The sequence below is a fragment of the Bradyrhizobium sp. 190 genome (assembly GCF_023073415.1).
In the GTDB taxonomy this organism is placed as follows: domain Bacteria; phylum Pseudomonadota; class Alphaproteobacteria; order Rhizobiales; family Xanthobacteraceae; genus Bradyrhizobium.
The window spans coordinates 847,768-870,516 of sequence record NZ_JADPJL010000012.1 but is presented as its reverse complement, the minus strand read 5'-3'; the positions used below and the strand labels follow the sequence as shown (position 1 = coordinate 870,516).

Genomic DNA, 22,749 nt, shown 5'->3' with positions numbered 1-22,749 from the left:
GGCAAAAACATGTCCAGGCGGAAAACCGAAGAGGTCGCTCAGTAAAGCGTGCGCAGCGGCCGCTCAGCGGCGCCATAAGGCACCCAGCGGCAGGCAAAGGAAACGTAGCCGCCGTAATTGGGCTGCACGCCGAGGAATTTCACCACCTTGCCGTAGCGGGCGCAGTGATCGACCGCGAGCTGGCGGGCATCGGCCTGCGTCGCGAGCGTATAGGCGATGATGCCGCCGGTGTCGTTGCCCTTGAACGGCGGCACCGTGTCGATGTCCCACCACTGCGCCTGCGCCGGCGCCCCCGCCAGCATCCCGCCCATGGCAATCAGGCACGCGGCCACAATTCTTCGCATCGCAGACTCCATTTCGCTCGAAGCCCACCATAGTGTGCGCCGATGGCCGTGAAAAGAATAGTCGAGGCACGAGGCGGACTTGGCTGCCAGGTGTTGCCGCGCTGCACTTGACGTTGTCAGGGCTTCGCGGCACCGTCTCGCGCGTTGGCTTACCGGCGGATTCCCCATGCGCAACTTGTTCATGTCCTTGAGAGCACTCGGCCCCAGAGCACTTGGCCCGGTGGCTGCGCTTGCCCTGCTGGCCTCCAGCCCGGCCGCCCAAGCCGCCAATCCATTGGAGCTGAATTTTGGCCTGTTCGGCCCCCGCTATGACGGCCGCGTCGCCGAATGCGAGCGGGCGCTGACGACGATCACGTCGCAATTCCGGGAGAAGGAAGGCAAGTTCTGGAATTCGGCGCTTACGATCACCGGCTTCGGCCGAATCCACGAAACCGCGTTCCGGCCCTGGCAGTCCGACAACATTCCGCGCCGCTTTTGCAGCGGTGACGTGATGCTGAGCGACGGCAAGATGCGCACCGTGCACTACTCGATCATCGAGGATGGCGGCTTTGCCGGCTTCGGCCAGGGCGTCGAATGGTGCGTGACCGGCCTTGACCGCAACTGGGCCTACAGCCCTGGCTGCCGGGCTGCCCGGCCCTGATTCCCTGATCCGCGCCGGATTGGACAGCCTCCGCGGCTGACGTTAGCGGCACCCAATTTTGTTCTTGAAATGTTCCAGTTCCCCGCTTAGGCTCCCGGTAGTCGAGTAGAGGGGCGTTCGATGCACCGATCCATCATTATTTCGCGACTTCTGATTTCGCTGGCGTTTGTTGTCGTCTCCGCCGGGATGGCGTGCGCGCAGGACCGCCGGCAGAACGCCCCGGGCGAGTTCGATTTTTATGTCCTGGCCCTTTCGTGGTCACCCTCGTTCTGCGAGGCGGCGGCTGAGCGCGGCAATAGCGGGCGCTCACAGGTCCAGTGCGAACGGCCCTATTCCTTCGTGGTCCACGGCCTGTGGCCGCAATATGAGCGCGGCTTTCCCGAATATTGCCAGCGGCCCTCGCCGCGGCTCGATCGCAACATCATGACCTCGATGCTGGACCTGATGCCGGCGCCCGGTTTGATCTTCAACGAGTGGGACAAGCACGGCACCTGTTCGGGCCTTGGCGCGCGGGCCTATTTCGAGAGTGTCCGCAAGGCGCGCGCGGCGGTGAAGATCCCCGAGGAATTCCTGCAATTGTCGGAGCAGAAGACCATCGCCCCCGGCGATCTCGAAGCTGCCTTCATCAAGATCAATCCGGGCCTGAACAGTTCGGCGATTTCGGTGATCTGCTCGAGCCGGCGCCTGAGCGAGGTGCGGATCTGCCTGAGCAAGGACATGCAATTCCGCGCCTGCGAGGAAATCGACCGCCGCACCTGCCGGCGTGACGAGGTCGTGATGCCGCCGGTGCGGGGCGGCTGAAGATCCTCTTCCGTCATGCCAAGGCAATACCAAGGCATGGCGGCCCGCCCTGCGCAGACTGCCCAGAGTTGTCTGCGTTCCCGGTCATCCACGACTTTATTGTCGTCTGCAAGGCACGTGGATGGCCGGGACCCCTCTACGCCAAAGCTGCGTCAGGCACGAATATCCACGCTGGTGTGATCGGCGAAGCTCAGTCGTAACGATCCATTGCTGCCGTGATCGAAAACAAGGGAATCGTCGGAGCCTTTGAAGTTCACAACGGTCTTACCGTACGGCCGGGTGATGGTAACATCGTTCTACGAATAGCCACTGATCGAGAAATCGACGCTGTCGCTGCCGTTGTCGACCTAAACGACATCGTTGCCGTCACCCTTGGCAAAATTGATCGTGGGATTATCACGCGTTACCCTGATGTGATCGTTACCGGCACCGCCCGTCACCGTCGAAGAACCGCCGACCTGGATCGTGTCGTTACCAGCGCCACCGTCGACGACGGAATAATCATTGGTCAGCACATAGTCATCGCCGTCGCCAGCGGAAACATTTGCATGTGAGTATGTGGTGACGCTGTCGTTGCCGGTACCGGCGTCGACAACCGCATTTCCATAAGCGTCGATCCGATCATTGCCCGCGCCGCCGCTCAGATTGGCCTGATCGTAGGCGCTAAGTTTGTCGTTGCCCGCGCCGCCACTGGCCGTTTCTATGGATGGCCGGTTAAATCATCTCGCGATGAAACGGGTGCATCGCCAACTTGAAATGTCATCCGCCGCGCATCTTCGACGATATGGGTTACTTTCCGCGCCCCGATGTCGTAACCCCTCCCCCATGAACTACCGACACGCCTTTCACGCCGGCGGCTTTGCCGATGTCATCAAGCACATCGTGCTGGTGCGCATGCTGACCTATCTGCAGGAAAAGCAGGCCCCGTTTCGCGTCATCGACACCCATGCCGGTGCCGGGCGCTACGATCTCACAGGTGAGGAAGCGCGCCGCGGCGGCGAATGGCTGACCGGCATTGCGCGGGTACTGCAGGCGCGGTTTTCGGAAAACACGCTGCCGCTGGTGACCCCCTATCTCGACATCATCAGGGCTTTCAACGCCCCGGGCAAGCTTGAGGCCTACCCCGGATCGCCCCTGATCGCCCGCGCGCTGCTGCGGCCGCAGGACCGTCTCACGGCCTGCGAAATCGAGTCTGGCGCCCGCAGGCAACTGATCGATGCGCTGCGCCGCGACAGCCAGGCGCGGGTGGTCGATCTCGACGGCTGGATGGCCTTGCCGGCCTTCGTGCCGCCCAACGAGCGGCGCGGCCTGGTGCTGATCGACCCTTCTTTCGAGCAAAAGGACGAATTCGAGAGGCTGGCCGACGGTTTCGCCGAAGCCTACGCGAAATGGCCGACCGGCAGCTATCTGATCTGGTATCCGGTGAAGAGCCGGCGGGCCACCGACACCCTGGCGCGGCTTGTCGCGAGCGCTGCCGCCGCCAGCAAGCCGGCCGGGAAATGCCTGCGGCTTGAATTCAGCGTCGCGCCGCAGGCGCCGGGCGGGCCCCTCACCTCGACCGGTCTTTTGATCGTCAATCCGCCGTGGACGCTGGCGGGCGAGTTGAAGACAATTCTACCCGAACTCGAAAAACCGCTCGGCCAGGGTGGCGCCGGCCGTTTCAGGCTCGAGACGCCCAAGCCCTGAAGAGGTACTACCTCTGAAAAGTGCGATTGGGCCGTAGGCAATTTACGCGAAACCGTATTATGCTCAGGCCGTTTTGGGACTGGCTTTACGTTCCGCTTCCGCGAATGGTTGCGGCGGAGTGATCAAGGCCAAATAAAATCCAGGTCGGTCGGCAGCATGAACCCGATCGGCTCAGGTGGCCAAGCATCCGGCAGCGAATGTCCGGTCGGCCGATACGCGAGGTGCGCGTAGCGGCAGAGCAATACGGGGGAGGAGTTTCCCGATGGCCATGACTGGAACAGTCAAGTTCTTCAATGGAGAACGCGGCTACGGCTTCATCAAGCCCGATGATGGCGGCCGCGATGTGTTCGTGCACATCACCGCTGTCGAGCGGGCCGGATTGAAGGATCTGACAGAAGGACAGCGCATTACATTCGAGGTCGAACCGGACAAGAAGGGCAAAGGCCCCAAGGCGGTCAACCTGGTAATTTCATCGTGAGCTGAAGCTCGCGGTGGAAGCGGACTGGATTCCTGCTGCGAAAATTGCGCTGGGCCCGTCAACGCCGCCCAGAGCGCTCAGGCTTGCGGCCTTTGCACACATAGCCCTTCCCTGAAGATAAAAAAATCCCGGCGACTTACTGCCGCCGGGAGGTTGTAGCCGACAGTTTCTTTGTTCTCAGAAGTGATAGTTCACGCCGGCCCGTATCAAGCCGAACCGGTAACCGTTCGACGCGCCTGTAATGACGAAGTTGCTGTTGGCCAGATCGACATAGAGATATTCGACCTTGGCGCTCCAGTTCTCGGCGAATTCCATCTCGGCGCCGACGCCGAGCGTCCAGCCTGCGTTGGTATGGGACTCGGTCAGCCCGAAGGTGGTGGCGCGCAGCTCGCCGAAGGCGAGACCGCCTGTGCCGAAGAACAGCACGTTGTTGAACGCGAAACCGGCGCGGCCGCGAACCGTACCGAACCATGGATTGGAGAATTTCCACGGTGCGAAAGTATCTTCGGCGCCGGTCGCCTGAATGTCGCCTTCGATGCCTAACACCCACGTCCCGTTCCGCCAATTGTAGCCGGCCTGGACGCCGCCCACGAAACCGGACGGCTTGGTCGGATTGTTTGCGACCGAGCCCCAGGCATAGCCGAGGTTGCCGCCGAGATAGGGACCAGCCCAGCTATCGTGACGGAGCAGCGACTGCTTGATGGTATTGGGTGCGCCGTAGAGGTCGGCCGCCCGGGCGGACGTGGTCCAGCCAGCCGCGATCAGCGCCAGCGCGCCCCACACAAACCTGCCCATCACGCAACTCCACGCAACTACCGCGACCACGCCGGGCGAGAGACCGGCCTGGTTACGGAACTCCAGTTTTTTCCAGTAAGATTTATCGAGAGTTTTAAGTTAAAGGGTTGTTAAGCCGCGTTACCGCCCCGCTCATCATTCTTAATGAAGCGTTACCGGCGCCTTTCCCCTGGCAAAGCGCACCGCGAGTGCTGGCGATGCTGCCTTGCAGCGCTTAATTTAGGCCCATGGATCACGATTCTACCGACCATCCGGAGCCCCCGCGCAAGGCGCGGCGGGGTTCCCAGCCGGATCTGCCGCCACAGGACCTGATCGCCGCCGACGTCGATCCCGCGACGTCTGCCGCGGAGGAGGACGACGAGGCTCGCCTGCCGGAAGCCCCCGAGGAACCTGCCGAGGCGATTGCCGAAGGCCCACTGGCGGTCGGCCACGCGGCCATCGAAAACGCGGTGCGGCTGGCGCCGACCTCTCCCGGCGTCTACCGCATGCTCAATGCCGGAAGCGACGTGCTGTACGTCGGCAAGGCGAAAAACGTCCGCAAGCGGCTTGCTTCCTACGCCCGCGTCAACGCACCGCTGCCGGCGCGCATCCTGCGCATGATCGCCGCGACCGTGACGGTCGAGATCGTCTCCACCACGACCGAGACCGAAGCACTGCTGCTGGAAGCCAACCTGATCAAGCAGCTGCGGCCGCGCTTCAACGTGCAACTGCGCGACGACAAGTCGTTTCCCTACATCCTGATATCAGGCGACCATTGGGCGCCACAGATCCTCAAACATCGCGGCGCGCAAAGCAGGCCCGGCCGGTATTTCGGGCCGTTCGCATCCGCCGGCGCCGTCAACCGCACCATCACGGCGCTGCAGCGCGCGTTCCTGATCCGCTCCTGCACCGACGGCTTCTTCGAGAGCCGCACCCGCCCCTGCCTGCTCTATCAGATACGCCGCTGCTCGGGCCCATGCACCCGCGAGATCGACTTCCCCGGCTATTCCGAACTGGTGCGCGAAGCGAACGACTTCCTGTCCGGCCGCAGCCATCTGGTGAAGCAGCAATTGGCCGCCGAGATGGAGAAGGCGTCCATTGAACTCGAGTTCGAGACCGCGGCGCTCTACCGCGACCGCCTCGCCGCGCTGTCGGCGATCCAGTCGCAGCAGGGCATCAATCCGCGCACCGTGGAAGAAGCCGACGTGTTCGCCATCCATCAGGAAGGCGGCTATTCATGCGTCGAAGTGTTCTTCTTCCGCACCGGCCAGAACTGGGGCAACCGCGCTTATTTCCCGCGCGCGGAGAAGTCGTTCACACCGGAAGAAGTGCTGGCCTCGTTCCTCGCGCAATTCTACGACGACAAGCCGCCGCCGAGACTCATCCTGCTGTCGCATGAGATAGAGGAAAGCGCGCTGCTTGCCGACGCCCTTTGCGTGAAGGCTGGCTACAAAGTCGAAGTCTCGGTGCCGAAGCGCGGCGAGAAAAAGGAATTGGTCACGCATGCGCTGACCAACGCGCGCGAGGCGCTCGGCCGCAAGCTCGCCGATACGGCGACGCAGAGCCGGCTGCTGGAAGGGATGGCTGCCACGCTCGCACTGCCGCAGGTGCCGAAGCGCATCGAGGTCTACGACAACAGCCACATCCAGGGCACCAACGCCGTCGGCGCGATGATCGTAGCGGGGCCGGATGGCTTTATCAAAAACCAGTACCGCAAGTTCAACATCAAGTCCGAGGGACTGACGCCCGGCGACGACTACGCGATGATGCGCGAGGTGCTGGAACGGCGCTTCAAGCGGCTCCTGAAGCCGCCGGAGGGCGACGCCGTCAAGGCGAAGGCCGACGATGATTCGTTTCCGCAATGGCCCGACCTCGTCATCATCGACGGCGGCCGCGGCCAGCTCAACGCCGTCCGGGAGATCTTCGAGGGTCTCGGACTGACCCAGGTCTCGCTGATGGCCGTGGCAAAGGGCCCGGACCGCGATGCCGGGCGCGAAACCCTGTTCATGCCGGACCGCGAGGCCATCAAGCTCGAACCGCGCGATCCGGTGCTGTATTTCATCCAGCGGCTGCGCGACGAGGCGCATCGCTTCGTGATCGGTTCGCACCGCAAACTGCGGAAAAAAGACATCAGGGAAGCCGGCCTGCAGGAAATCCCGGGCATCGGCCCGTCACGCAAACGTGCCTTGCTGCATCACTTCGGAACGCTGAAGGAGATCGAGCGGGCCTCGATCGCGGACCTCGGCAAGGTTCCGGGCGTTAGCGCCGAAAGCGCCCGCAAGATTTTCGAGTTTTTTCATGCACAGCCGGGCTAAGGGGACTTCGAGTCGAAGGCATGTCATTTGGGCGTCGCCTGCGACAGATGATCTAGGTCCGCACGGTTGACCTTCACGCTCCAGCGGTATTGGTAAGACGGATGAACATCGCAACAACCAGGGGACAGGGCAAAACCCTGTCACTGCCGAATATCCTGACCTACGCCCGCATTGCCGCCATTCCGGTGGTGGTCGGCTGCGTTTTCGCCCATGCCATCCTGGACGGCCCGCTGTGGCTGCGCTGGGTGGCGCTGGCCGTCTTTATCGCCGCCGCGGTGACCGACTACCTCGATGGCTACTATGCGCGAATTTGGGACCAGCAGTCCGCCTTTGGTCGCATGCTCGACCCGATCGCCGACAAGCTGCTGGTGGCGTCCTGTCTCTTGATGCTGGCAGCCGATAGCAGCATCCACGGCTGGACATTGTGGGCCGCCATCGTGATCCTGTGCCGCGAGATCCTGGTCTCGGGCTTGCGGGAATATCTCGCGGCGCTGCGGGTCAGCGTGCCCGTGACCAAGCTTGCGAAATGGAAGACCACGATCCAGCTGGTCGCGATCGGCTTCCTGATCGCCGGCGAAGCGGGCGAGCAGCTGCTGCCCGCGACCACCCTGATCGGAATCGTGCTGCTGTGGATGTCGGCGATCTTCACGATCTACACCGGCTGGGACTATTTCCGTGCCGGCATCCATCACCTCATCAAGGAGGATGAGGGATGAGGGTGAAATACTTCGCCTGGGTACGCGAACGGGTCGGCGTGGCAGAGGAAACCGTCGAGCCGCCGGCCGATGTACGCACGGTGAACGATCTGATCGGCTGGCTGTCCAGCCGGGGTGAGGCTTATGCCTACGCCTTCGAAAAGCCGAAGGTGATCCGCGCTGCGATTGACCAGGCCCATGTCAAGCCGGACGCTGTGATCGCTGGCGCGCGCGAGATTGCATTCTTCCCGCCGATGACCGGCGGTTGAGCTCATCCATGTCTGTCACGGCGACCATTCGCATCCAGGAAGCGGATTTCGACGTCGCGCAGGAAATCGCGGCGCTGAGCAAAGGCCGCACCGATGTGGGTGCAGTCGTCACGTTCAGCGGCATCTGCCGCGGCAGCGAGAATGGCGAGCCGATCGCCGCGCTGACGCTCGAGCATTATCCCGGCATGGCAGAGGCCGAGATCGGGCGCCATGCCGACGAGGCGCTGTCGCGCTGGCCGTTGCAGGGCCTCACTATCATTCACCGGTTCGGCCGCATCGCGCCGGGCGAGAACATCGTGCTGGTGGCGGCGGCGTCGCCGCATCGCCAGGCAGCCTTCGAAGCGGCGGAATTCCTGATGGATTACCTGAAGACCAACGCGCCGTTCTGGAAGCGCGAGGAAAGCGAAAAGGGCACCAGTTGGGTCGAGGCGCGCGACCATGATGATGCAGCCGCTGCGCGCTGGACCAAGCCCTGATGGCCAAACGCGCAAAATCGGCGGCGAAGCGCGGCGCTGGCCCATCGAAATTCCCCAAGGTCAGTGCAGGCGAATTGCTGACGCTGCTCGATTTCGTCCGCTACGCCGTCAGCCGCTTCACCGAGGCCGGGCTGGTATTTGCGCATGGCACCACCGATCCGGTTGCCGAGGCGGCCTTCCTGGTCTGCGAGGCGTTGCATCTGCACCCCGACCGGTTCGAGGCGTTCGCTACCGCGCGCGTCACCGCCGCCGAAGGCCGAAAGATCCTCGATCTGATCGCGCGCCGCGTCACGACGCGAAAACCCACAGCCTATCTCGTCAACAAGATCTACATGCGCGGCCTGCCGTTCTATGTCGACGAGCGCACCATCGTGCCGCGCTCGTTCATCGGCGAATTGCTGGAGCAGCATTTCGGCGGCGACGGCGATGAGGAGGCCGGCTCGCTGATCTCGGACGCAGACGCGGTCGAAAGCGTGCTCGACCTCTGCACCGGCTCGGGCTGCCTTGCCATTCTGGCCAGCCGGAATTTTCCGAACGCCGAAATTGACGCGGTAGATATTTCAAAGGATGCGCTCGAAGTCGCCGCGCGCAATGTCCGGGATTACGGGCTGGAGAACAGGCTCACGCTGTACCGCGGCGATCTGTTCAAGCCGCTGGGCGGCAAACGTTACGATCTCATCATTTCCAATCCGCCCTATGTGGACGCGCAGGGTATGGCCGATCTGCCGCGCGAATGCCGCGCCGAGCCGAAACTCGCCTTCGACGGCGGCGCGGACGGGATCGACATTGTCCGCCGCATCATGGACGAAGCAGAAGCGCACCTGACGCCGCAGGGCGGGCTGTTATGCGAGATCGGCCGCTGCCGTCCGCAACTCGAGGCCGCCTATCCGCAACTGCCGCTGCTCTGGCTCGATACCGAGGATTCCGAGGGCGAAGTGTTCTGGATCGCCGCCGCCGATCTTTGATCCGGCATATTTGCGCGGAAATATCACGGCGTGCTGGCGTTCCAGTTCCGCGGCGAAACTGATAGTTTGGCGTCAGCCCACCGCCAAACAGAAAGAAAAGAGGCCGCCCATGCTGGACAAGAGCCCCCGTGCCACGCCCGTCGCGGTTCCGAACGACCTCGCCGCGCACTGGATGCCGTTCACCGCGAATCGGGCGTTCAAGAAGAACCCGCGGCTGCTCGCCGGCGCCAAGGACATGCACTACTTCACCGTCGACGGCCGCAAGATCCTCGACGGCGCCTCGGGCATGTGGTGCACCAATGCCGGTCACGGCCGCACCCAGATTTCGTCGGCGATCGCCAAGCAGGCCGAGGCACTGGACTACGCGCCGCCGTTCCAGTTCGGCATCCCGCAGGCCTTCGAACTTGCGAGCCGCATTGCGGAACTGGCGCCCGCCGGGCTCGACCATGTGTTCTTCTGCAATTCCGGCTCGGAAGCGGCCGATACCGCGCTCAAGATCGCGCTCGCCTATCACCAGATCAACGGCCAGGGCAGCCGCATCCGCCTGATCGGCCGTGAGCGCGGCTATCACGGCGTCGGTTTTGGCGGCACCTCCGTCGGAGGCATCGTCGGCAACCGAAAAATGTTTGGCTCGCTGCTGACGGGCGTCGACCATCTGCCGGCGACCTATGACCGCGAGAAGCAGGCCTTCAGCACGGGCGAGCCTGAATATGGCGCGCATTTTGCCGACGAGCTCGAACGCGTCGTCAACCTGCACGGCGCCAACACCGTCGCGGCCGTGATCGTCGAGCCGATGGCGGGATCGACCGGCGTGCTGCCGGCGCCGAAGGGCTATCTCAAGCGGCTGCGCGAGATCACCCAGAAGCACGGCATTCTCCTGATCTTCGACGAGGTCATCACCGGATTTGGCCGGCTCGGCTTTGCCTTCGCCGCCGAACGCTACGGCGTGGTGCCTGACATGCTGACCTTCGCCAAGGGCGTCACCAATGGCGCGGCGCCGATGGGCGGCGTGCTGGTGCGCGACACCATCCATGACGCCTTCATGAGCGGCCCGGAACATGTGACCGAACTGGCCCATGGCTACACCTACTCGGCCCATCCGCTGGCCTGCGCGGCGGGTCTCGCCACGCTCGACATCTACCGCGACGAAAAGCTGTTCGAGCGCGCGAATAAACTGGAGCCGAAATTCGCCGAAGCTGTGATGTCGCTGCGGAACGAGCCTGGCGTCGTGGATATCCGCACCGTCGGCCTGACCGCCGGCATCGACCTCGCGTCGATCGCCGACGCGCCGGGCAAGCGCGGCTTCGCCGGGCTCAACAGCGCCTTCCACGACAATGATTTGATGCTGCGGGTTGCCGGCGACACGCTGGTGCTGACCCCGCCCTTGATCATGACCGAAGACCAGATCGGCGAGATCATCGAAAAGGTCGCCAAGGTGATCCGCGCGACGGCTTGAGCCGCGATAGGAACATTCGAAAAGACCCCGCGTTCATTCACCGGCGGAAACGATCATGTCACCGCCGGTGGAGGTATTGCAGAGATGCTCGCGCCTTCGAGCGACCTGCTGCGCGCCGGGATCGGCCTGAAGCTCAACCAGATCAAGCTGGCGACGCGATCGTATCTGCGCGACCGGACAAACCAGGCGAGCGGGACCATCACGTCCTATGCCGTCGCCGCCGGGTTGCTCGGCGCAGCCGGCGTCTTCCTCATCGCCGCCTGCCTCGTCGGCGCCACGGCGCTGTTTCGCTGGATCGAAATCCATTACGGGCAGTTCTGGGCGTTCGGCGCCATCGGCGCGTTGCTGCTCGCGATCGCCGCGATCTGCGCCGGGCTAGCCGCGGCCAAACTCAAAAAACCATCGCCGCATTTTCCCTCGCTCACCAGCCGCCTTCGCGTGGCGATCAAGGCCAATCCGCTCCAGCCGGACCAACTCGAAGCCGCACGGGACACCGCCGCGTCGGTTCTGTTGGCGCCTTCGGCGCCTCCGGCCGGCGCCCGTCGCAGACGGCGATCCCGGACGGGGCGCGACAACAGAAATATGAAGGCCGGCCTGATCCTGATGGCGACCTTGCTGGGCTTGGCGGCAACGCGACGTCGGTGGCAAGCGCGACGAACGGACGTCTGATGCCCCGCGCGCGATCCGGCCCCGACAACAATCTGCGCTTGATCGCGGCGACCGCCATTCTCGTTCTGACCGCGCAGCGTTTTTTTCAACCCAGAGCAAAAGCCGGTTCTTCCGGAAAATTGATCGCGCAACCCGCCTCGCCCGCGCGCGAACAGGCTCAGGAACCCGCCGCCCGAGCGGCTATGATCAATTGGATCGCAATTCCCTGGGCGGTCTGGAAACACATCCTGTGGCGCATTTACGAACGCACCAATGATGACCGTTTGCTCGCCACCGCCGCCGGCGTGGTGTTCTTCGGACTGCTCGCGATATTTCCGGCGGTGACGGCGCTGGTCTCGTCCTACGGCCTGTTCGCCGACCCCAGAACCGTCGGCGCCAATCTGCAAACGCTGGCGATGATGCTACCCGAAGGTTCGTTCCAGATCGTGGAGGACCAGATTGCCCGCGTGCTCGAAAAGGGCAACGCCGCGCTCGGCGGGACGTTTCTGTTTGGCCTCGCCCTTGCTCTGTGGAGCGCCAACGCCGGTGTCAAGGCGATCATCGACGCGCTCAACGTCGTCTACGAGGTGCGGGAAACGCGCAACTTCCTGAAACTAAACCTGCTTTCGCTCGCCTTCACGACCGGCGGGATCGTGGCCCTGCTGCTGATGGTCGGCGCGGTCGTGGCGTTTCCGCTAATGTTCAATCATCTCGGCCTGCCGCCCGAGAGCGGGTTTATCTTCGGCCTGGCGCGTTGGCCGTTGCTATTGGTGGTTCTGCTGGTGGCGCTGAGCCTGCTCTACCGATTTGGACCCAGCCGACGCGCGGCGCGGTGGGAGTGGCTGGGCGCGGGGACGCTGGCTGCGGCGCTGCTCTGGATCGCCGGCTCGGCCGCGCTGTCCTGGTACCTCTCGAATTTCGGCAACTACAACGCAACCTACGGCTCGCTTGGCGCCGCGATCGGCCTGATGATGTGGATGTGGATATCGGCAACGATCGTGCTGTTCGGAGCGGAGCTGAACTCGGAGATCGAGCGCCAGACCGCGGCCGACGGCGCACGCTCCCAATTGCCAGGACAGCCGTCGCGCGCCACAGCGTAGCCATTGCTCTCGTGCCCCGGCCTTGAGCCGGGGCTCATCTCCCCTCAGTCCTGATCCTCGGCATGGGTCCCGGCTCCTGATGCGCAATTGCGCATAAGGGCCGGGACACGCGAATGACCGGCGCCGCATTTCCAGTTCCGGCCGTGCCCAAAGAACACTAGCTCTGCGAATCAACATTGATGCTAAGGTTGCGCCGCTCGGGGAGCGCAAGGCGGACCATGGCTGAAACTTCCGTATTTTCCCGGGTGAATACAGTTCGGACCTGAGGGCGTAGCGCGCGACATGATTCGCATTTCGACGATTTTCATCGCCATCTGCATGGTGCTGGTTGCAGCCTCCCTCGGCCTCGTCCTGCATGCGGTGGCCGGCTTCAGCGGCACCGAATCCGCGATCGTGGCGCTCACCGCGCTGACCTTCCTGATCCTCTACAACGCCGTGTCGATGCGGCTGCGCGACCGCTCCGACGTCGGCGGCCAGATCGCCGATCTTTCCCGGGGCACCGCCGACCTCGCCCGCCAGGTCGCCGAATTCGGCCGCCGGCTCGCCGCGGTCGAGGGACGCGTGGTGTCGGCGAGCTCTGCAAGCTCCGACCGCATCCAGGCTGTCCTCGGCGAGATCAACGAACTCGGCGGCCTGGTCAAGCAACTGGCCATCTCGGTGGCGAGCCATGAGGATCTGCTGGCCTCGGGCGCGGCGGCCGCGCCCCCCGCGCCGTCGGACCGGCCGCATTCCGAACCGCCGGAACAGCCGGCGATCGCTCCGGAACAAGCGGCGCCTACCGTCAGGCCGGCGCCGGTTGCAGCGGCGAAGCCGGCACCTTCAGCGGTTGCCGCGGAAGCCGCTTCGGCCTCGCGCAGCCAGCCGCAACTGCTTGCCGCGGTGAAAAATGCGGTCGAGGAAAGCCGGCTCGATATCTACCTGCAGCCGATGGTGACGCTGCCGCAGCGCAAGGTGCGCTTCTACGAGGCGGTGACGCGGCTGCGCGACGACAAGGATCAGATACTCGCCGCCGACGATTTCATCGCCACCGCCGAAGCTGGCGGGCTGATCGGCAAGATCGATCACATGGTGATGCTGCGCTGTATCCAGGTGTTGCGCCGCCTGATGGTTCGCAACAAGGACGTCGGCGTGTTCTGCAACGTCTCGGCAGCGACGCTCGGCAATCCCGTCAATTTCGCGCAATGCCTCGACTTCCTCGAGGCCAATCGGGCGCTGGCGCCGTCCTTCGTGCTCGAATTCAAGCAGGCGGCGTTCCGCCACCTCGGCCCGACCGAAATCGAGAATCTCGCCGCCCTGTCGCAGCGCGGTTACCGCTTCTCGATCGATCACGTCACCGACTTGCGGATCGAGCCGCGCGACCTCGCCGACCGCGGCGTCCGTTTCATCAAGGTGCCGGCGGCATTGTTGCTCGATCCCAAGCAGAGCTCGACCTCGGACATCCACCCTTCCGACCTTTCCGACCTGCTTGGCCGCTTCGGCATCGACCTGATCGCCGAAAAGATCGAGGGCGAGCGCGCAGTGGTGGACCTGCTCGACTATGACGTGCGGTTTGGACAGGGCTTCCTGTTTGCGCCGCCGCGGCCGTTGCGGCCCGAGGGGGCATCTGCTACCGGCGGGGCGACAGCGAACAAGGAATCCGGCACTCCCAATGGCTCCAGCAGCATTCCCATCGCCGGCCCGGCCGCAGAGGCCCCGATGCGGGCGACCGGCAACGCCGCATTGGCGCGCCGTGCCGCGGGACCGGGCTAACAGGCTTCCGAACTCATGACCTCATTGCGTTTCGTGGAGCGGCTGAGCGACCTCGTGGACGGCGTGGAAGTCATCCTCTCCGACATCTGGGGCGTGGTGCATAACGGGCTCGAGTCGTTTCCCGAAGCCTGCGAGGCACTGCACACCTATCGCCAGCGCGGCGGCACCGTCATCCTGATCACCAACGCGCCGCGGCCGGCCGATTCCGTGCAGCGCCAGTTGCGCAAGCTCGGCGTCGCCGACGAAACCTACGACGCCATCGTCAGTTCCGGCGACCTGACCCGGAATTTCGTCGCCGACCATCCCGGCAAGAAGATCTTCTGGATCGGTCCGGAGCGGGATTCTTCGATCCACCGCGGGCTGGATGCCGTGATGGTGCCGCTGGAGCAGGCCGACTACATCATCTGCACCGGCCTGTTCGACGACGAGACCGAATCGGCGGAAGACTATCGCGCCATGATGCTGCAGGCGCGCGAGCACAAGCTGCCGCTGATTTGCGCCAACCCCGACATCGTCGTCGAACGCGGCGACCGGCTGATCTATTGCGCGGGCGCCATCGCCGAGCTCTATCGCGAACTCGGCGGCGAGGCGATCTTCTACGGCAAGCCGCACCGGCCGATCTATGAACGCGCCATGGCGCTTGCCGCCGAACGCCGCGGCCAGCCGACCTCGCTCGACCGTGTGCTGGCGATCGGAGATTCGGTGCGGACCGATCTCACCGGCGCGCTCGGTTTCGGAATCGATTGTCTTTTCCTCACCCGCGGCATCCATTCCGAGGAATTCGAGGGCATCGACCAGCTCGACCCGGCCTCGGTGAAAGAGCTGTTCGGCCATCCACCCCGCGCGCTGATGCGGGAGCTGCGGTGGTAGCTGCTCGTTCCCCGGACGCAGCGCAGCACCATAAGCGCGTTCACGCGCGTCTTCGACGCGCTATGGTGGTGCGCTGCTGAGCCGGGGTCCATCGTGCGGGAGCAATAGGTCCCGGCTCTGCGGCGCATCGCCAAAGTGGCGCTGCACCGCGTCCGGGACACGAAACCTTACGCCGTCGCCATATCCGGGAAGACCGCCTCGATCTTGGTCTTCAGCGTCGCCGCGTTGAACGGCTTGACGATGTAATTGTTCACGCCGGCCTTCTTGGCGGCGATCACGTTCTCGGTCTTGGATTCCGCCGTGATCATGATGAAGGGCGTGGTGGCCAGATTGGGATCGGCACGGACTTCCTTGAGCAGGTCGTAGCCGGTCATCGGCTCCATGTTCCAGTCGGAGATCACGAGCCCGTATTTCTTGCCGCGCATCTTGTTCAGCGCCGCCGAGCCGTCGCTGGCATCGTCGATATTGTCGAAGCCGAGCTGCTTCAAAAGATTTCGGATGATGCGGATCATGGTGCTGTAGTCATCAACCACCAGAACCGGCATGGACAAATCAACCGCCATCTTTCCCCCACTCAATGCTTACGCCACAAATTATCGGCAGGCCTGCGCGACCCGCAGTCCTCCCCCCAGCACTAGCATCAGGCGTTAAACAGCCAGTTAACCGGGCGGCGCCGGATTGCATCCGTTTTGATCCGACCCGCCCCGCTTGACTTCGACGGGGCCACCGCGTCACGGTCCGGCCGCGCTCACCGAGACCCAGAATCCCTGAAGAATCCGTGCAGAATCCCTGAAATGACAACTGGTTTTACCGTTATCCGAGACACCACCCCTGCCGCCAAGATCCCCCGCGGGGCCGTGGTCGCCATGGGCAATTTCGACGGCGTCCATCTGGGGCACCGGGCCGTGATCGACGCGGCGCTCCGGATGGGCCGCGCCCACGGCAAGCCGGCTTTCGCCCTCACCTTCGAGCCGCATCCCCGCACCTTTTTCAGCCCGAACAGCCCGCAATTTCGTCTCTCCGACGAGGCCAGCAAGCTGCGGCTGCTGGCCGGGACGGGCCTGGACGGTGCGGTCGTGATGACCTTCGACAAGACCCGCGCCGGAACCTCGGCGCAAGATTTCATTCACCATGACCTGATCGCGCGCCTCGGCGTCAGCGGCATTGCGGTCGGCTACGATTTTCATTTCGGCAAGGGCCGCGTCGGCTCGCCGAGCCTGCTGGTCAGCGAAGGGCCGCGGCTCGGCATCGAGGTCGACGTCCAGGCCCATGTCGATATCGAGGAGCGGCCGGTGTCCTCCAGCGCGATCCGCATGGCGCTGGCGGAGGGCCAGATCGACGAAGCCACCGCCATGCTGGGCGGGCCGTGGTTCGTGAGCGGCGAGGTGATCCATGGCGAGAAGCGCGGCCGCGATCTTGGCTACCCCACCGCCAATATCCGCCTCGACAAGAATTGCAGCCTCAAGCACGGCATCTATGCGGTACGGGTCGGCCGCGGCCAGGGAAATGACCAAGTGCGCTTTGACGCGGTGGCAAGTTTCGGCCGCCGCCCGACCTTCGACAATGGCGCGCCGCTGCTCGAAGTGTTCCTGTTCGATTTCAAGGGCGACCTCTATGGCACTGTCCTCGACGTCGCCTTCATCGGTTTCATCCGTGACGAGCTGAAATTCGACACCATCGAAGCGTTGATACGCCAGATGGATGACGACAGCGCCAGGGCGCGCGCGGCACTGGCCGCGGCGCCGGACGCCTTTCCCAGGCTCGGAGCGATTGGTTGAACAAGACAGAAAAAGAAAAAATGCTGGCCGGCGAACTCTATCGCCCCGGCGATCCCGAACTGCAGGCGGATGCCGTCGCGAACAAGGCCTGGCTTGCACGCTACAATGCGGCGCTCGCAGCGCCCGTGGCTGAGCGCCACGCGCTGCTGTCGGCCCATTTCGGCCGTGTCGGCACCGGCGCCGTGATCCGCCCGCCGTTCTTTTGCGATTACGGCTATAACATCCGGCTCGGTGACGAGGTGTTTCTCAACTTCAACTGCGTCATCCTCGACGTGGTCGAAGTTGTCATCGGCGACCGAACCCAGATCGGGCCCGCGACGCAAATCTATGCAGCCGACCACCCGCGCGACGCCGAGACACGGCGGACCGGCCTCGAATTCGGCCGCCCCGTGCGAATCGGTAGCGACGTCTGGATCGGCGGCGGCGCCATCATCCTGCCTGGGGTCACCATCGGCGACGGCGCAGTGATCGGCGCCGGCAGCGTGGTCACGCGGGATGTTGCCGCCAATCAGATAGTCGCCGGAAACCCGGCCCGACCGCGTCGGGCCTAACGGGACGGCCGCCCCGGGGCTTTGCGATTTCCCGGTTGGCTGCTATGGAAAGCCCCCATGTTTGCGCGGCGCACCATCAGCATTAGCGGCCCGGCTTCCGCCTGAGCTTTGGCTCGGCGCAAGACCGGGATTTCCGTGCTTCACCCGCAATATCCGCTTTTCAGCGCCGTCTGCGAGCCAAACCAGAGCATTCATGTCCCAAAATCCGCAAAAGTCCGACGTCACCGACTATTCCAAGACCCTGTTCCTGCCGCAGACGGAATTCCCGATGCGCGCCGGCCTGCCGCAGCGCGAGCCGGAAATCCTCAAATACTGGAACGAGATCGACCTCTACGGAAAGCTGCGCGAAGAGGCCCGCGGCCGCGCCAAATTCGTGCTGCATGACGGCCCGCCCTACGCTAACGGCAACATCCATATCGGCCACGCCCTGAACAAGATCCTCAAGGACGTGGTGACCAGGAGCCAGCAGATGCTGGGCTTCGATTCCAACTACGTGCCGGGCTGGGACTGTCACGGCCTGCCGATCGAATGGAAGATCGAGGAAGAGAACTACCGCTCCAAGGGCAAGCCGAAGCCTGACTTCCGCGACTCCACCGCGATGGTGGCGTTCCGAAAAGAATGTCGCGCCTATGCGACGCACTGGCTGAACGTGCAGCGCGAGGAGTTCAAGCGGCTCGGCATCATCGGCGACTGGGATCATCCCTACGCCACCATGAGCTATCCGGCCGAAGCGCAGATCGCGCGCGAGCTGATGAAGTTCGCGGCCAACGGCACGCTCTATCGCGGCTCCAAGCCGGTGATGTGGAGCGTGGTCGAGAAGACCGCGCTGGCCGAAGCCGAGGTCGAATACGAGGATTACACCTCGGACATGGTGTGGGTGAAATTTCCGGTCACCTCGCCGGCGCATGGCGCGCTGGCCGAGGCATCCGTGGTGATCTGGACCACGACGCCGTGGACGCTGCCCGGCAACCGCGCCATCTCGTTCTCGCCGAAGATCGCCTATGGCCTCTTCAAGGTCACCGATGCGCCATCAGACAATTGGGCGAAGACCGGCGATCTCCTGATCCTCGCCGATGCGCTCGCCGGAGAAGTGTTCAAACAGGCGCGCGTTACCGCCTATGAGAAGGTGCGCGACCTGCCGGGCGACACGCTCGACGCGGTCGAATGCGCCCATCCGTTGAGAGGCTTCAGCGGCGGATACGAATTCACGGTGCCGCTATTGCCCGGCGACCACGTCACCGACGACACCGGTACCGGGTTCGTGCATACCGCACCGGGCCACGGCCGCGAGGACTTCGACGCCTGGATGGCAAACGCGCGCGAGCTGGATGCTCGCGGCATCAACACAGCCATCCCCTATACTGTCGACGAAAACGGCGCCTACACCGATCACGCCCCCGGCTTCACGGGAAAACGCGTGATCAACGACAAGGGCGAGAAGGGCGACGCCAACGATGCCGTGATCAAGGCGCTGGTCGAGGCCGGCAGGCTTCTGGCGCGCGGCCGGCTCAAGCATCAATACCCGCATTCCTGGCGCTCGAAGAAGCCGGTGATCTTCCGCAACACGCCGCAATGGTTCATTGCGATGGACAAGGACATCGCCGTTGACGGCAAGGCGAAGCCCGGCGACACGCTGCGCGCCCGCGCGCTGCATGCAATCTCGGTGACGCAATGGGTGCCGCCGGCAGGACAGAACCGCATCAACGGCATGATCGACGGACGCCCCGACTGGGTGATCTCGCGCCAGCGCGCCTGGGGCGTGCCGATCGCCGTGTTCGTGCGCGAGAAGGGCGACGGCTCCGCCGAGATCCTGCAGGACGAATTCGTCAATCAGCGCATCGTCGAAGCCTTCATGGAGGAAGGCGCCGACGCCTGGTACATGGACGGCGCGCGCGAACGCTTTCTCGGGGCACGCGCGGCTGAGGAATGGAAGAAAGTCGACGACATCTGCGACGTCTGGTTCGATTCCGGCTCGACGCACGCCTTCGTGCTGGAGGACCGCCAGAATTTTCCGGGCCTTGGCAACATCGTCCGCAAGATCGATGGCGGCGAGGATACCGTGATGTATCTCGAAGGCAGCGACCAGCATCGCGGCTGGTTTCATTCCTCGCTCCTGGAAAGCGCCGGCACCCGCGGCCGCGCGCCGTATGACGTGGTGCTCACCCACGGCTTCACGCTGGACGAGAACGGCCGCAAGATGTCGAAATCGCTCGGCAACACCGTCGAGCCGCAGAAGGTGATGAAGGATTCGGGCGCGGACATCCTCCGCCTCTGGGTCTGCGCCACCGACTATGCCGACGACCAGCGCATCGGGCCGGAGATCCTCAAGAACACTATCGAGACCTACCGCAAGCTGCGCAACTCGATCCGCTGGATGCTCGGCACGCTGCATCATTTCGATCCTGCCGATGCAGTCGCGCATGCCGACATGCCCGAGCTGGAACGCTTGATGCTGCACGAGCTGGCGAAACGCGCCTCCATCGTGCGCCAGGCCTATGCCGAGTTCGACTACAAGACGGTGGTCGCGACGCTTGCGGCGTTCATGAACACCGAATTGTCCGCATTCTATTTTGATATCCGCAAGGACGCGCTCTATTGCGATCCGCCGTCGTCGGTCACGCGCAAGGCGGCGCTGACCGCGATCGACACCATCTGCGATGCGATCCTGCGCTGGCTGGCGCCGGTGCTCAGCTTCACCTGCGAAGAGGCGTGGCGGATGTACAGGCCGGACGCCGAGCCGTCGGTGCATCTGACGCTGTTCCCGGAAGGCTTTGACCAATTCCGCGACGATGCGCTCGCCGCCAAGTGGGAAACCATCCGCGACGTCCGCCGTGTCGTCACCGGCGCACTGGAGCTCGAACGCGCCGCCAAGAACATCGGCTCCTCGCTGGAGGCTTCGCCTTTGGTCTATGTGTCGGACACGAACATTTTCAACACACTGTTCGACGTCGACCTCGCCGAGGTCTGCATCACCTCGAACGCGATGGCGACCAACGACGACGCGCCGGCCGGCGCGTTCACCCTCCCCGATGTGCCCGGTGTCGCCGTCGTGGTCGAGAAGGCCGTGGGCACCAAATGCGCGCGGTCGTGGAAGATCCTGCCGACCGTCGGTGAAGACGCCGAGTATCCCGACGTCTCCCCGCGCGACGCGCAGGCCTTGCGCGAGTGGAAGGCGCTTACCGAAGGCGAGAAGCCGGTCGATGCCGTCGAAGCGCCCACCGAGCCCGTCGGGTTGATCGAGACACAATACGTCGAACAAGCGCAGCAATCAGAAGAAACGCCCGAGCAAGCCGGTTCGGGAAACGTGACGGCTGCCAAGCTCGACAAGAAGGTCCGGGCCAAGAAGACTTCGGAAGGCACGGAGGCTGAGGAAACCGAGAGACCGGTCAAAGCCAGGAAGGTCGCAGCGGCCAAGAGGGCTGTTGAAGCCGAGAAGGCCGTTGAGGCCGAAGCCAAGAAGCCCAATGCCAAAAAGGCCAAGACTAAGAAGGCCACCGCTAAGAAGGCCACCGCCAAGAAAGCCACGGCAAAGAAAGCCGTAGCCAAGAAAGCCAAGGCCAAGACGGCTGCCAAATCCAAGAAAGCTTCGGCAACGAAGGGGGCCAAGAAGGCGGCTACAAAGACGGCGGCCAGGAAGGCAAGCAAGGAAAAAACGACCAAGAAGGCGGCAAGAAAGCCGCCAGCGACCAAGGCAAAAAAGAAGAAAGCGAAGGCCAGATAAGTGTCCGGCAAGGAGCGCTCCGTGACCCCTCACCTCCGCGCCGGCGTCATTGCCGCGATCGTCACGCTGGTGATCGACCAGGCCTCGAAACTCTGGCTGCTCTACGTGTTCGACCTCGCCCATCGCGGTGCGGTCAGGGTCACGCCGTTCTTCGACTTGGTGCTGGCCTGGAATGTCGGGATCAGCTTTGGCTGGTTCCAGACCGACAACCAGCTCGCCCAGGTAGCCCTGATGGCGATCAAGGCGATCGCCGTGATCGTGCTGGGAATCTGGATGGCGCGCTCCAGCACCCTCCTGGCGACGCTGGCGCTCGGCCTGATCATCGGCGGCGCTGTTGGTAACGGTATCGACCGCTTCCTGCACGGCGCGGTGGTGGATTTCGCCCTGTTCCACTTCGAGATCGGGGGAAAAACCTTCAATTGGTACGTGTTCAACCTGGCAGATGTGGCCATTGTTGCCGGGGTAGCGGGCCTATTGTATGACTCGTTCCTGGGGGTACCCGCCGCAAAAGCGCCCTGATCCCGGCCGATACGGCATGGAGCCATGCGCCCCTCAAGCCGGCCCACGCGTGTTGCAGAAATTATGAATGGGAACAGCGCGATGCGCGAGACCGAAGCCCGCTTCTGGATGCTGCAGACCAGCTCGCTGAGCCGGGCCCTGCGGTTTGCCGCCATTGCCCTCGGCATAGGCCTCGTGATGGCCGCCGGACCCGTGCGCGCGGCTGACGACGAGGACGAAGACGACAAGACCTTCGAGGAAAAGATCATCGAAGGCATCATGCGCGGCATCGGCGGCACCAACATGGAAAACCGCGGCATCGAGTACCGCGAGCGTTCGCCCTTGGTGGTTCCCCCCAAGCTCGATTTGCCGCCGCCGGCCGCGACCGCGGCTGACGCGAAGGCGCCGAACTGGCCAAAGGATCCCGACGAGCAGCGCCGCAAGGCAGCCATCGCGGCGCGCAAGAAAGAGAACAAGGACCCGCGCGAAGCGGCCCGCATCCTGACGCCGGCCGAACTCGCGGTGGGCAAGACCGCGGCACCCTCGCGCAAAGACAACGACCCGGTGCAGCCCGGCACCTCGAACAACAATCCGATCCTGAGCCCGTCGCAGCTCGGCTACAGCGGTGGCTTCAGCGGCCTGTTCGGCGGCAGCAAGACCGAGACGGCCCCATTCAAGGGCGAGCCGACGCGGGATTCGCTGACCCAGCCTCCGCCCGGCTACCAGACGCCGTCGTCGAACTTTGCCTACGGCACCGGACCGAAGGAATCGCTCAACAAGGAATACAACCCGTCCAAGGGCAAGTATGGCGATTAGTTAAGCATGGCGAATAGTTAAGCTGATCTCTCGCCTTCGTGACGATGGCCGGTTACCGGCGCGGTGTACGATGCCGCGGCTTGATCCCGAACGATCTTGTCGGGTTACTTCTAACATTT

Annotated in this window: 22 protein-coding genes and 1 pseudogene; 20 read left to right on the top strand and 3 right to left on the bottom strand. The window is 63.8% G+C overall.

What is annotated here, in order from left to right; all coding sequences use genetic code 11:
* Positions 1–38: 38 nt before the first annotated feature.
* Positions 39–344, bottom strand: coding sequence for a hypothetical protein (locus tag IVB22_RS13245; protein ID WP_247517741.1), 306 nt, complete (start codon positions 342–344; stop codon positions 39–41).
* 166 nt (positions 345–510) lie between these two features.
* On the opposite strand from IVB22_RS13245, the gene IVB22_RS13240 reads away from it, so the two are divergent.
* From IVB22_RS13240 to IVB22_RS13220, 5 genes are all read left to right on the top strand, one after another.
* Positions 511–984, top strand: coding sequence for a hypothetical protein (locus IVB22_RS13240; protein ID WP_247517740.1), 474 nt, complete (start codon positions 511–513; stop codon positions 982–984).
* A gap of 120 nt (positions 985–1,104) precedes the next feature.
* A complete protein-coding gene (locus tag IVB22_RS13235) occupies positions 1,105–1,785 on the top strand; it encodes a ribonuclease T2 (protein WP_247517739.1) in 681 nt (226 codons plus the stop codon).
* Between the two features lie 215 nt (positions 1,786–2,000).
* The gene (locus tag IVB22_RS13230; RefSeq protein WP_247517738.1) at positions 2,001–2,339 is read left to right on the top strand and encodes a hypothetical protein; all 339 of its coding nucleotides are present in this window, start codon (positions 2,001–2,003) and stop codon (positions 2,337–2,339) included.
* A 271-nt stretch (positions 2,340–2,610) separates the two neighbouring features.
* Positions 2,611–3,471 carry a 23S rRNA (adenine(2030)-N(6))-methyltransferase RlmJ gene (locus tag IVB22_RS13225; RefSeq protein ID WP_247517737.1) on the top strand — a complete coding sequence of 287 codons (861 nt, stop codon included), beginning with the start codon at positions 2,611–2,613 and terminating at the stop codon, positions 3,469–3,471.
* Between the two features lie 262 nt (positions 3,472–3,733).
* Positions 3,734–3,949, top strand: a complete 216-nt coding sequence (locus IVB22_RS13220) for a cold-shock protein (RefSeq protein ID WP_028350729.1) — start codon at positions 3,734–3,736, stop codon at positions 3,947–3,949.
* Between the two features lie 177 nt (positions 3,950–4,126).
* Here IVB22_RS13220 and IVB22_RS13215 read toward each other — a convergent pair whose 3' ends face one another.
* Positions 4,127–4,744 carry an outer membrane protein gene (locus tag IVB22_RS13215; protein ID WP_247517736.1) on the bottom strand — a complete coding sequence of 206 codons (618 nt, stop codon included), beginning with the start codon at positions 4,742–4,744 and terminating at the stop codon, positions 4,127–4,129.
* Between the two features lie 227 nt (positions 4,745–4,971).
* Here IVB22_RS13215 and uvrC point away from each other — a divergent pair, with 227 nt between their 5' ends.
* From uvrC to IVB22_RS13165, 10 genes are all read left to right on the top strand, one after another.
* A complete protein-coding gene (uvrC, locus tag IVB22_RS13210; RefSeq protein WP_247517735.1) occupies positions 4,972–7,038 on the top strand; it encodes an excinuclease ABC subunit UvrC in 2,067 nt (688 codons plus the stop codon).
* Positions 7,039–7,139: 101 nt separating this feature from the next.
* Positions 7,140–7,754, top strand: coding sequence for a CDP-diacylglycerol--glycerol-3-phosphate 3-phosphatidyltransferase (gene pgsA / locus IVB22_RS13205; protein ID WP_247517734.1), 615 nt, complete (start codon positions 7,140–7,142; stop codon positions 7,752–7,754).
* Positions 7,751–8,002, top strand: coding sequence for a molybdopterin converting factor subunit 1 (moaD, locus tag IVB22_RS13200; RefSeq protein WP_247517733.1), 252 nt, complete (start codon positions 7,751–7,753; stop codon positions 8,000–8,002). Before pgsA ends, moaD begins: the two co-directional genes overlap by 4 nt.
* An 8-nt stretch (positions 8,003–8,010) precedes the next feature.
* On the top strand, positions 8,011–8,478 hold the full coding sequence (locus tag IVB22_RS13195) for a molybdenum cofactor biosynthesis protein MoaE (RefSeq protein WP_247517732.1): 468 nt from the start codon (positions 8,011–8,013) through the stop codon (positions 8,476–8,478).
* Entirely contained in the window at positions 8,478–9,443 is a 966-nt protein-coding gene (prmB, locus tag IVB22_RS13190; RefSeq protein ID WP_247517731.1) for a 50S ribosomal protein L3 N(5)-glutamine methyltransferase, read from the top strand. The genes IVB22_RS13195 and prmB overlap by 1 nt, the downstream gene beginning before the upstream one ends.
* A 109-nt stretch (positions 9,444–9,552) precedes the next feature.
* Entirely contained in the window at positions 9,553–10,899 is a 1,347-nt protein-coding gene (locus tag IVB22_RS13185) for an aspartate aminotransferase family protein (protein WP_247517730.1), read from the top strand.
* Positions 10,900–10,983: 84 nt separating this feature from the next.
* The gene (locus IVB22_RS13180; protein ID WP_247517729.1) at positions 10,984–11,568 is read left to right on the top strand and encodes a phage holin family protein; all 585 of its coding nucleotides are present in this window, start codon (positions 10,984–10,986) and stop codon (positions 11,566–11,568) included.
* Complete coding sequence (locus IVB22_RS13175; RefSeq protein WP_247517728.1) at positions 11,568–12,647, top strand: YihY/virulence factor BrkB family protein; 1,080 nt, start codon at positions 11,568–11,570, stop codon at positions 12,645–12,647. Before IVB22_RS13180 ends, IVB22_RS13175 begins: the two co-directional genes overlap by 1 nt.
* A gap of 282 nt (positions 12,648–12,929) precedes the next feature.
* A complete protein-coding gene (locus tag IVB22_RS13170) occupies positions 12,930–14,396 on the top strand; it encodes an EAL domain-containing protein (RefSeq protein WP_247517727.1) in 1,467 nt (488 codons plus the stop codon).
* A 15-nt stretch (positions 14,397–14,411) separates the two neighbouring features.
* Complete coding sequence (locus IVB22_RS13165; RefSeq protein WP_247517726.1) at positions 14,412–15,266, top strand: TIGR01459 family HAD-type hydrolase; 855 nt, start codon at positions 14,412–14,414, stop codon at positions 15,264–15,266.
* Positions 15,267–15,433: 167 nt separating this feature from the next.
* On the opposite strand, the gene IVB22_RS13160 is transcribed toward IVB22_RS13165, so the two are convergent.
* Positions 15,434–15,829 carry a response regulator gene (locus IVB22_RS13160; protein ID WP_057835874.1) on the bottom strand — a complete coding sequence of 132 codons (396 nt, stop codon included), beginning with the start codon at positions 15,827–15,829 and terminating at the stop codon, positions 15,434–15,436.
* A gap of 231 nt (positions 15,830–16,060) precedes the next feature.
* Between IVB22_RS13160 and IVB22_RS13155 the strand changes: the two genes are divergently transcribed.
* The 5 genes and pseudogenes from IVB22_RS13155 (at position 16,061) to IVB22_RS13135 (ending at position 22,630) form a co-directional block, all read left to right on the top strand.
* On the top strand, positions 16,061–17,044 hold the full coding sequence (locus IVB22_RS13155) for a bifunctional riboflavin kinase/FAD synthetase (protein WP_247517725.1): 984 nt from the start codon (positions 16,061–16,063) through the stop codon (positions 17,042–17,044).
* Positions 17,041–17,595, top strand: coding sequence for a sugar O-acetyltransferase (locus tag IVB22_RS13150; RefSeq protein ID WP_247517724.1), 555 nt, complete (start codon positions 17,041–17,043; stop codon positions 17,593–17,595). Before IVB22_RS13155 ends, IVB22_RS13150 begins: the two co-directional genes overlap by 4 nt.
* 193 nt (positions 17,596–17,788) lie before the next feature.
* Positions 17,789–20,773: pseudogene (ileS, locus tag IVB22_RS13145) on the top strand (isoleucine--tRNA ligase); the annotation flags it as partial.
* 564 nt (positions 20,774–21,337) lie between these two features.
* Positions 21,338–21,835 carry a signal peptidase II gene (lspA, locus tag IVB22_RS13140; RefSeq protein WP_247517723.1) on the top strand — a complete coding sequence of 166 codons (498 nt, stop codon included), beginning with the start codon at positions 21,338–21,340 and terminating at the stop codon, positions 21,833–21,835.
* An 81-nt stretch (positions 21,836–21,916) separates the two neighbouring features.
* The gene (locus tag IVB22_RS13135) at positions 21,917–22,630 is read left to right on the top strand and encodes a hypothetical protein (protein ID WP_247517722.1); all 714 of its coding nucleotides are present in this window, start codon (positions 21,917–21,919) and stop codon (positions 22,628–22,630) included.
* Positions 22,631–22,749: the final 119 nt, after the last annotated feature.

Bases quoted from the DNA above. Each gene is read 5' to 3' on its own strand.
- IVB22_RS13220 (WP_028350729.1), top strand. From the start codon at position 3,734: ATGGCCATGACTGGAACAGTCAAGTTCTTCAATGGAGAACGCGGCTAC.
- IVB22_RS13135 (WP_247517722.1), top strand. From the start codon at position 21,917: ATGCGCGAGACCGAAGCCCGCTTCTGGATGCTGCAGACCAGCTCGCTG.
- moaD (WP_247517733.1), top strand. From the start codon at position 7,751: ATGAGGGTGAAATACTTCGCCTGGGTACGCGAACGGGTCGGCGTGGCA.
- IVB22_RS13245 (WP_247517741.1), bottom strand. From the start codon at position 344: ATGCGAAGAATTGTGGCCGCGTGCCTGATTGCCATGGGCGGGATGCTG.
- IVB22_RS13180 (WP_247517729.1), top strand. From the start codon at position 10,984: ATGCTCGCGCCTTCGAGCGACCTGCTGCGCGCCGGGATCGGCCTGAAG.
- IVB22_RS13170 (WP_247517727.1), top strand. From the start codon at position 12,930: ATGATTCGCATTTCGACGATTTTCATCGCCATCTGCATGGTGCTGGTT.
- IVB22_RS13240 (WP_247517740.1), top strand. From the start codon at position 511: ATGCGCAACTTGTTCATGTCCTTGAGAGCACTCGGCCCCAGAGCACTT.
- IVB22_RS13195 (WP_247517732.1), top strand. From the start codon at position 8,011: ATGTCTGTCACGGCGACCATTCGCATCCAGGAAGCGGATTTCGACGTC.
- IVB22_RS13185 (WP_247517730.1), top strand. From the start codon at position 9,553: ATGCTGGACAAGAGCCCCCGTGCCACGCCCGTCGCGGTTCCGAACGAC.
- IVB22_RS13225 (WP_247517737.1), top strand. From the start codon at position 2,611: ATGAACTACCGACACGCCTTTCACGCCGGCGGCTTTGCCGATGTCATC.
- IVB22_RS13165 (WP_247517726.1), top strand. From the start codon at position 14,412: ATGACCTCATTGCGTTTCGTGGAGCGGCTGAGCGACCTCGTGGACGGC.
- uvrC (WP_247517735.1), top strand. From the start codon at position 4,972: ATGGATCACGATTCTACCGACCATCCGGAGCCCCCGCGCAAGGCGCGG.
- IVB22_RS13175 (WP_247517728.1), top strand. From the start codon at position 11,568: ATGCCCCGCGCGCGATCCGGCCCCGACAACAATCTGCGCTTGATCGCG.
- IVB22_RS13215 (WP_247517736.1), bottom strand. From the start codon at position 4,744: ATGGGCAGGTTTGTGTGGGGCGCGCTGGCGCTGATCGCGGCTGGCTGG.
- IVB22_RS13155 (WP_247517725.1), top strand. From the start codon at position 16,061: ATGACAACTGGTTTTACCGTTATCCGAGACACCACCCCTGCCGCCAAG.
- IVB22_RS13235 (WP_247517739.1), top strand. From the start codon at position 1,105: ATGCACCGATCCATCATTATTTCGCGACTTCTGATTTCGCTGGCGTTT.
- IVB22_RS13160 (WP_057835874.1), bottom strand. From the start codon at position 15,829: ATGGCGGTTGATTTGTCCATGCCGGTTCTGGTGGTTGATGACTACAGC.
- prmB (WP_247517731.1), top strand. From the start codon at position 8,478: ATGGCCAAACGCGCAAAATCGGCGGCGAAGCGCGGCGCTGGCCCATCG.
- pgsA (WP_247517734.1), top strand. From the start codon at position 7,140: ATGAACATCGCAACAACCAGGGGACAGGGCAAAACCCTGTCACTGCCG.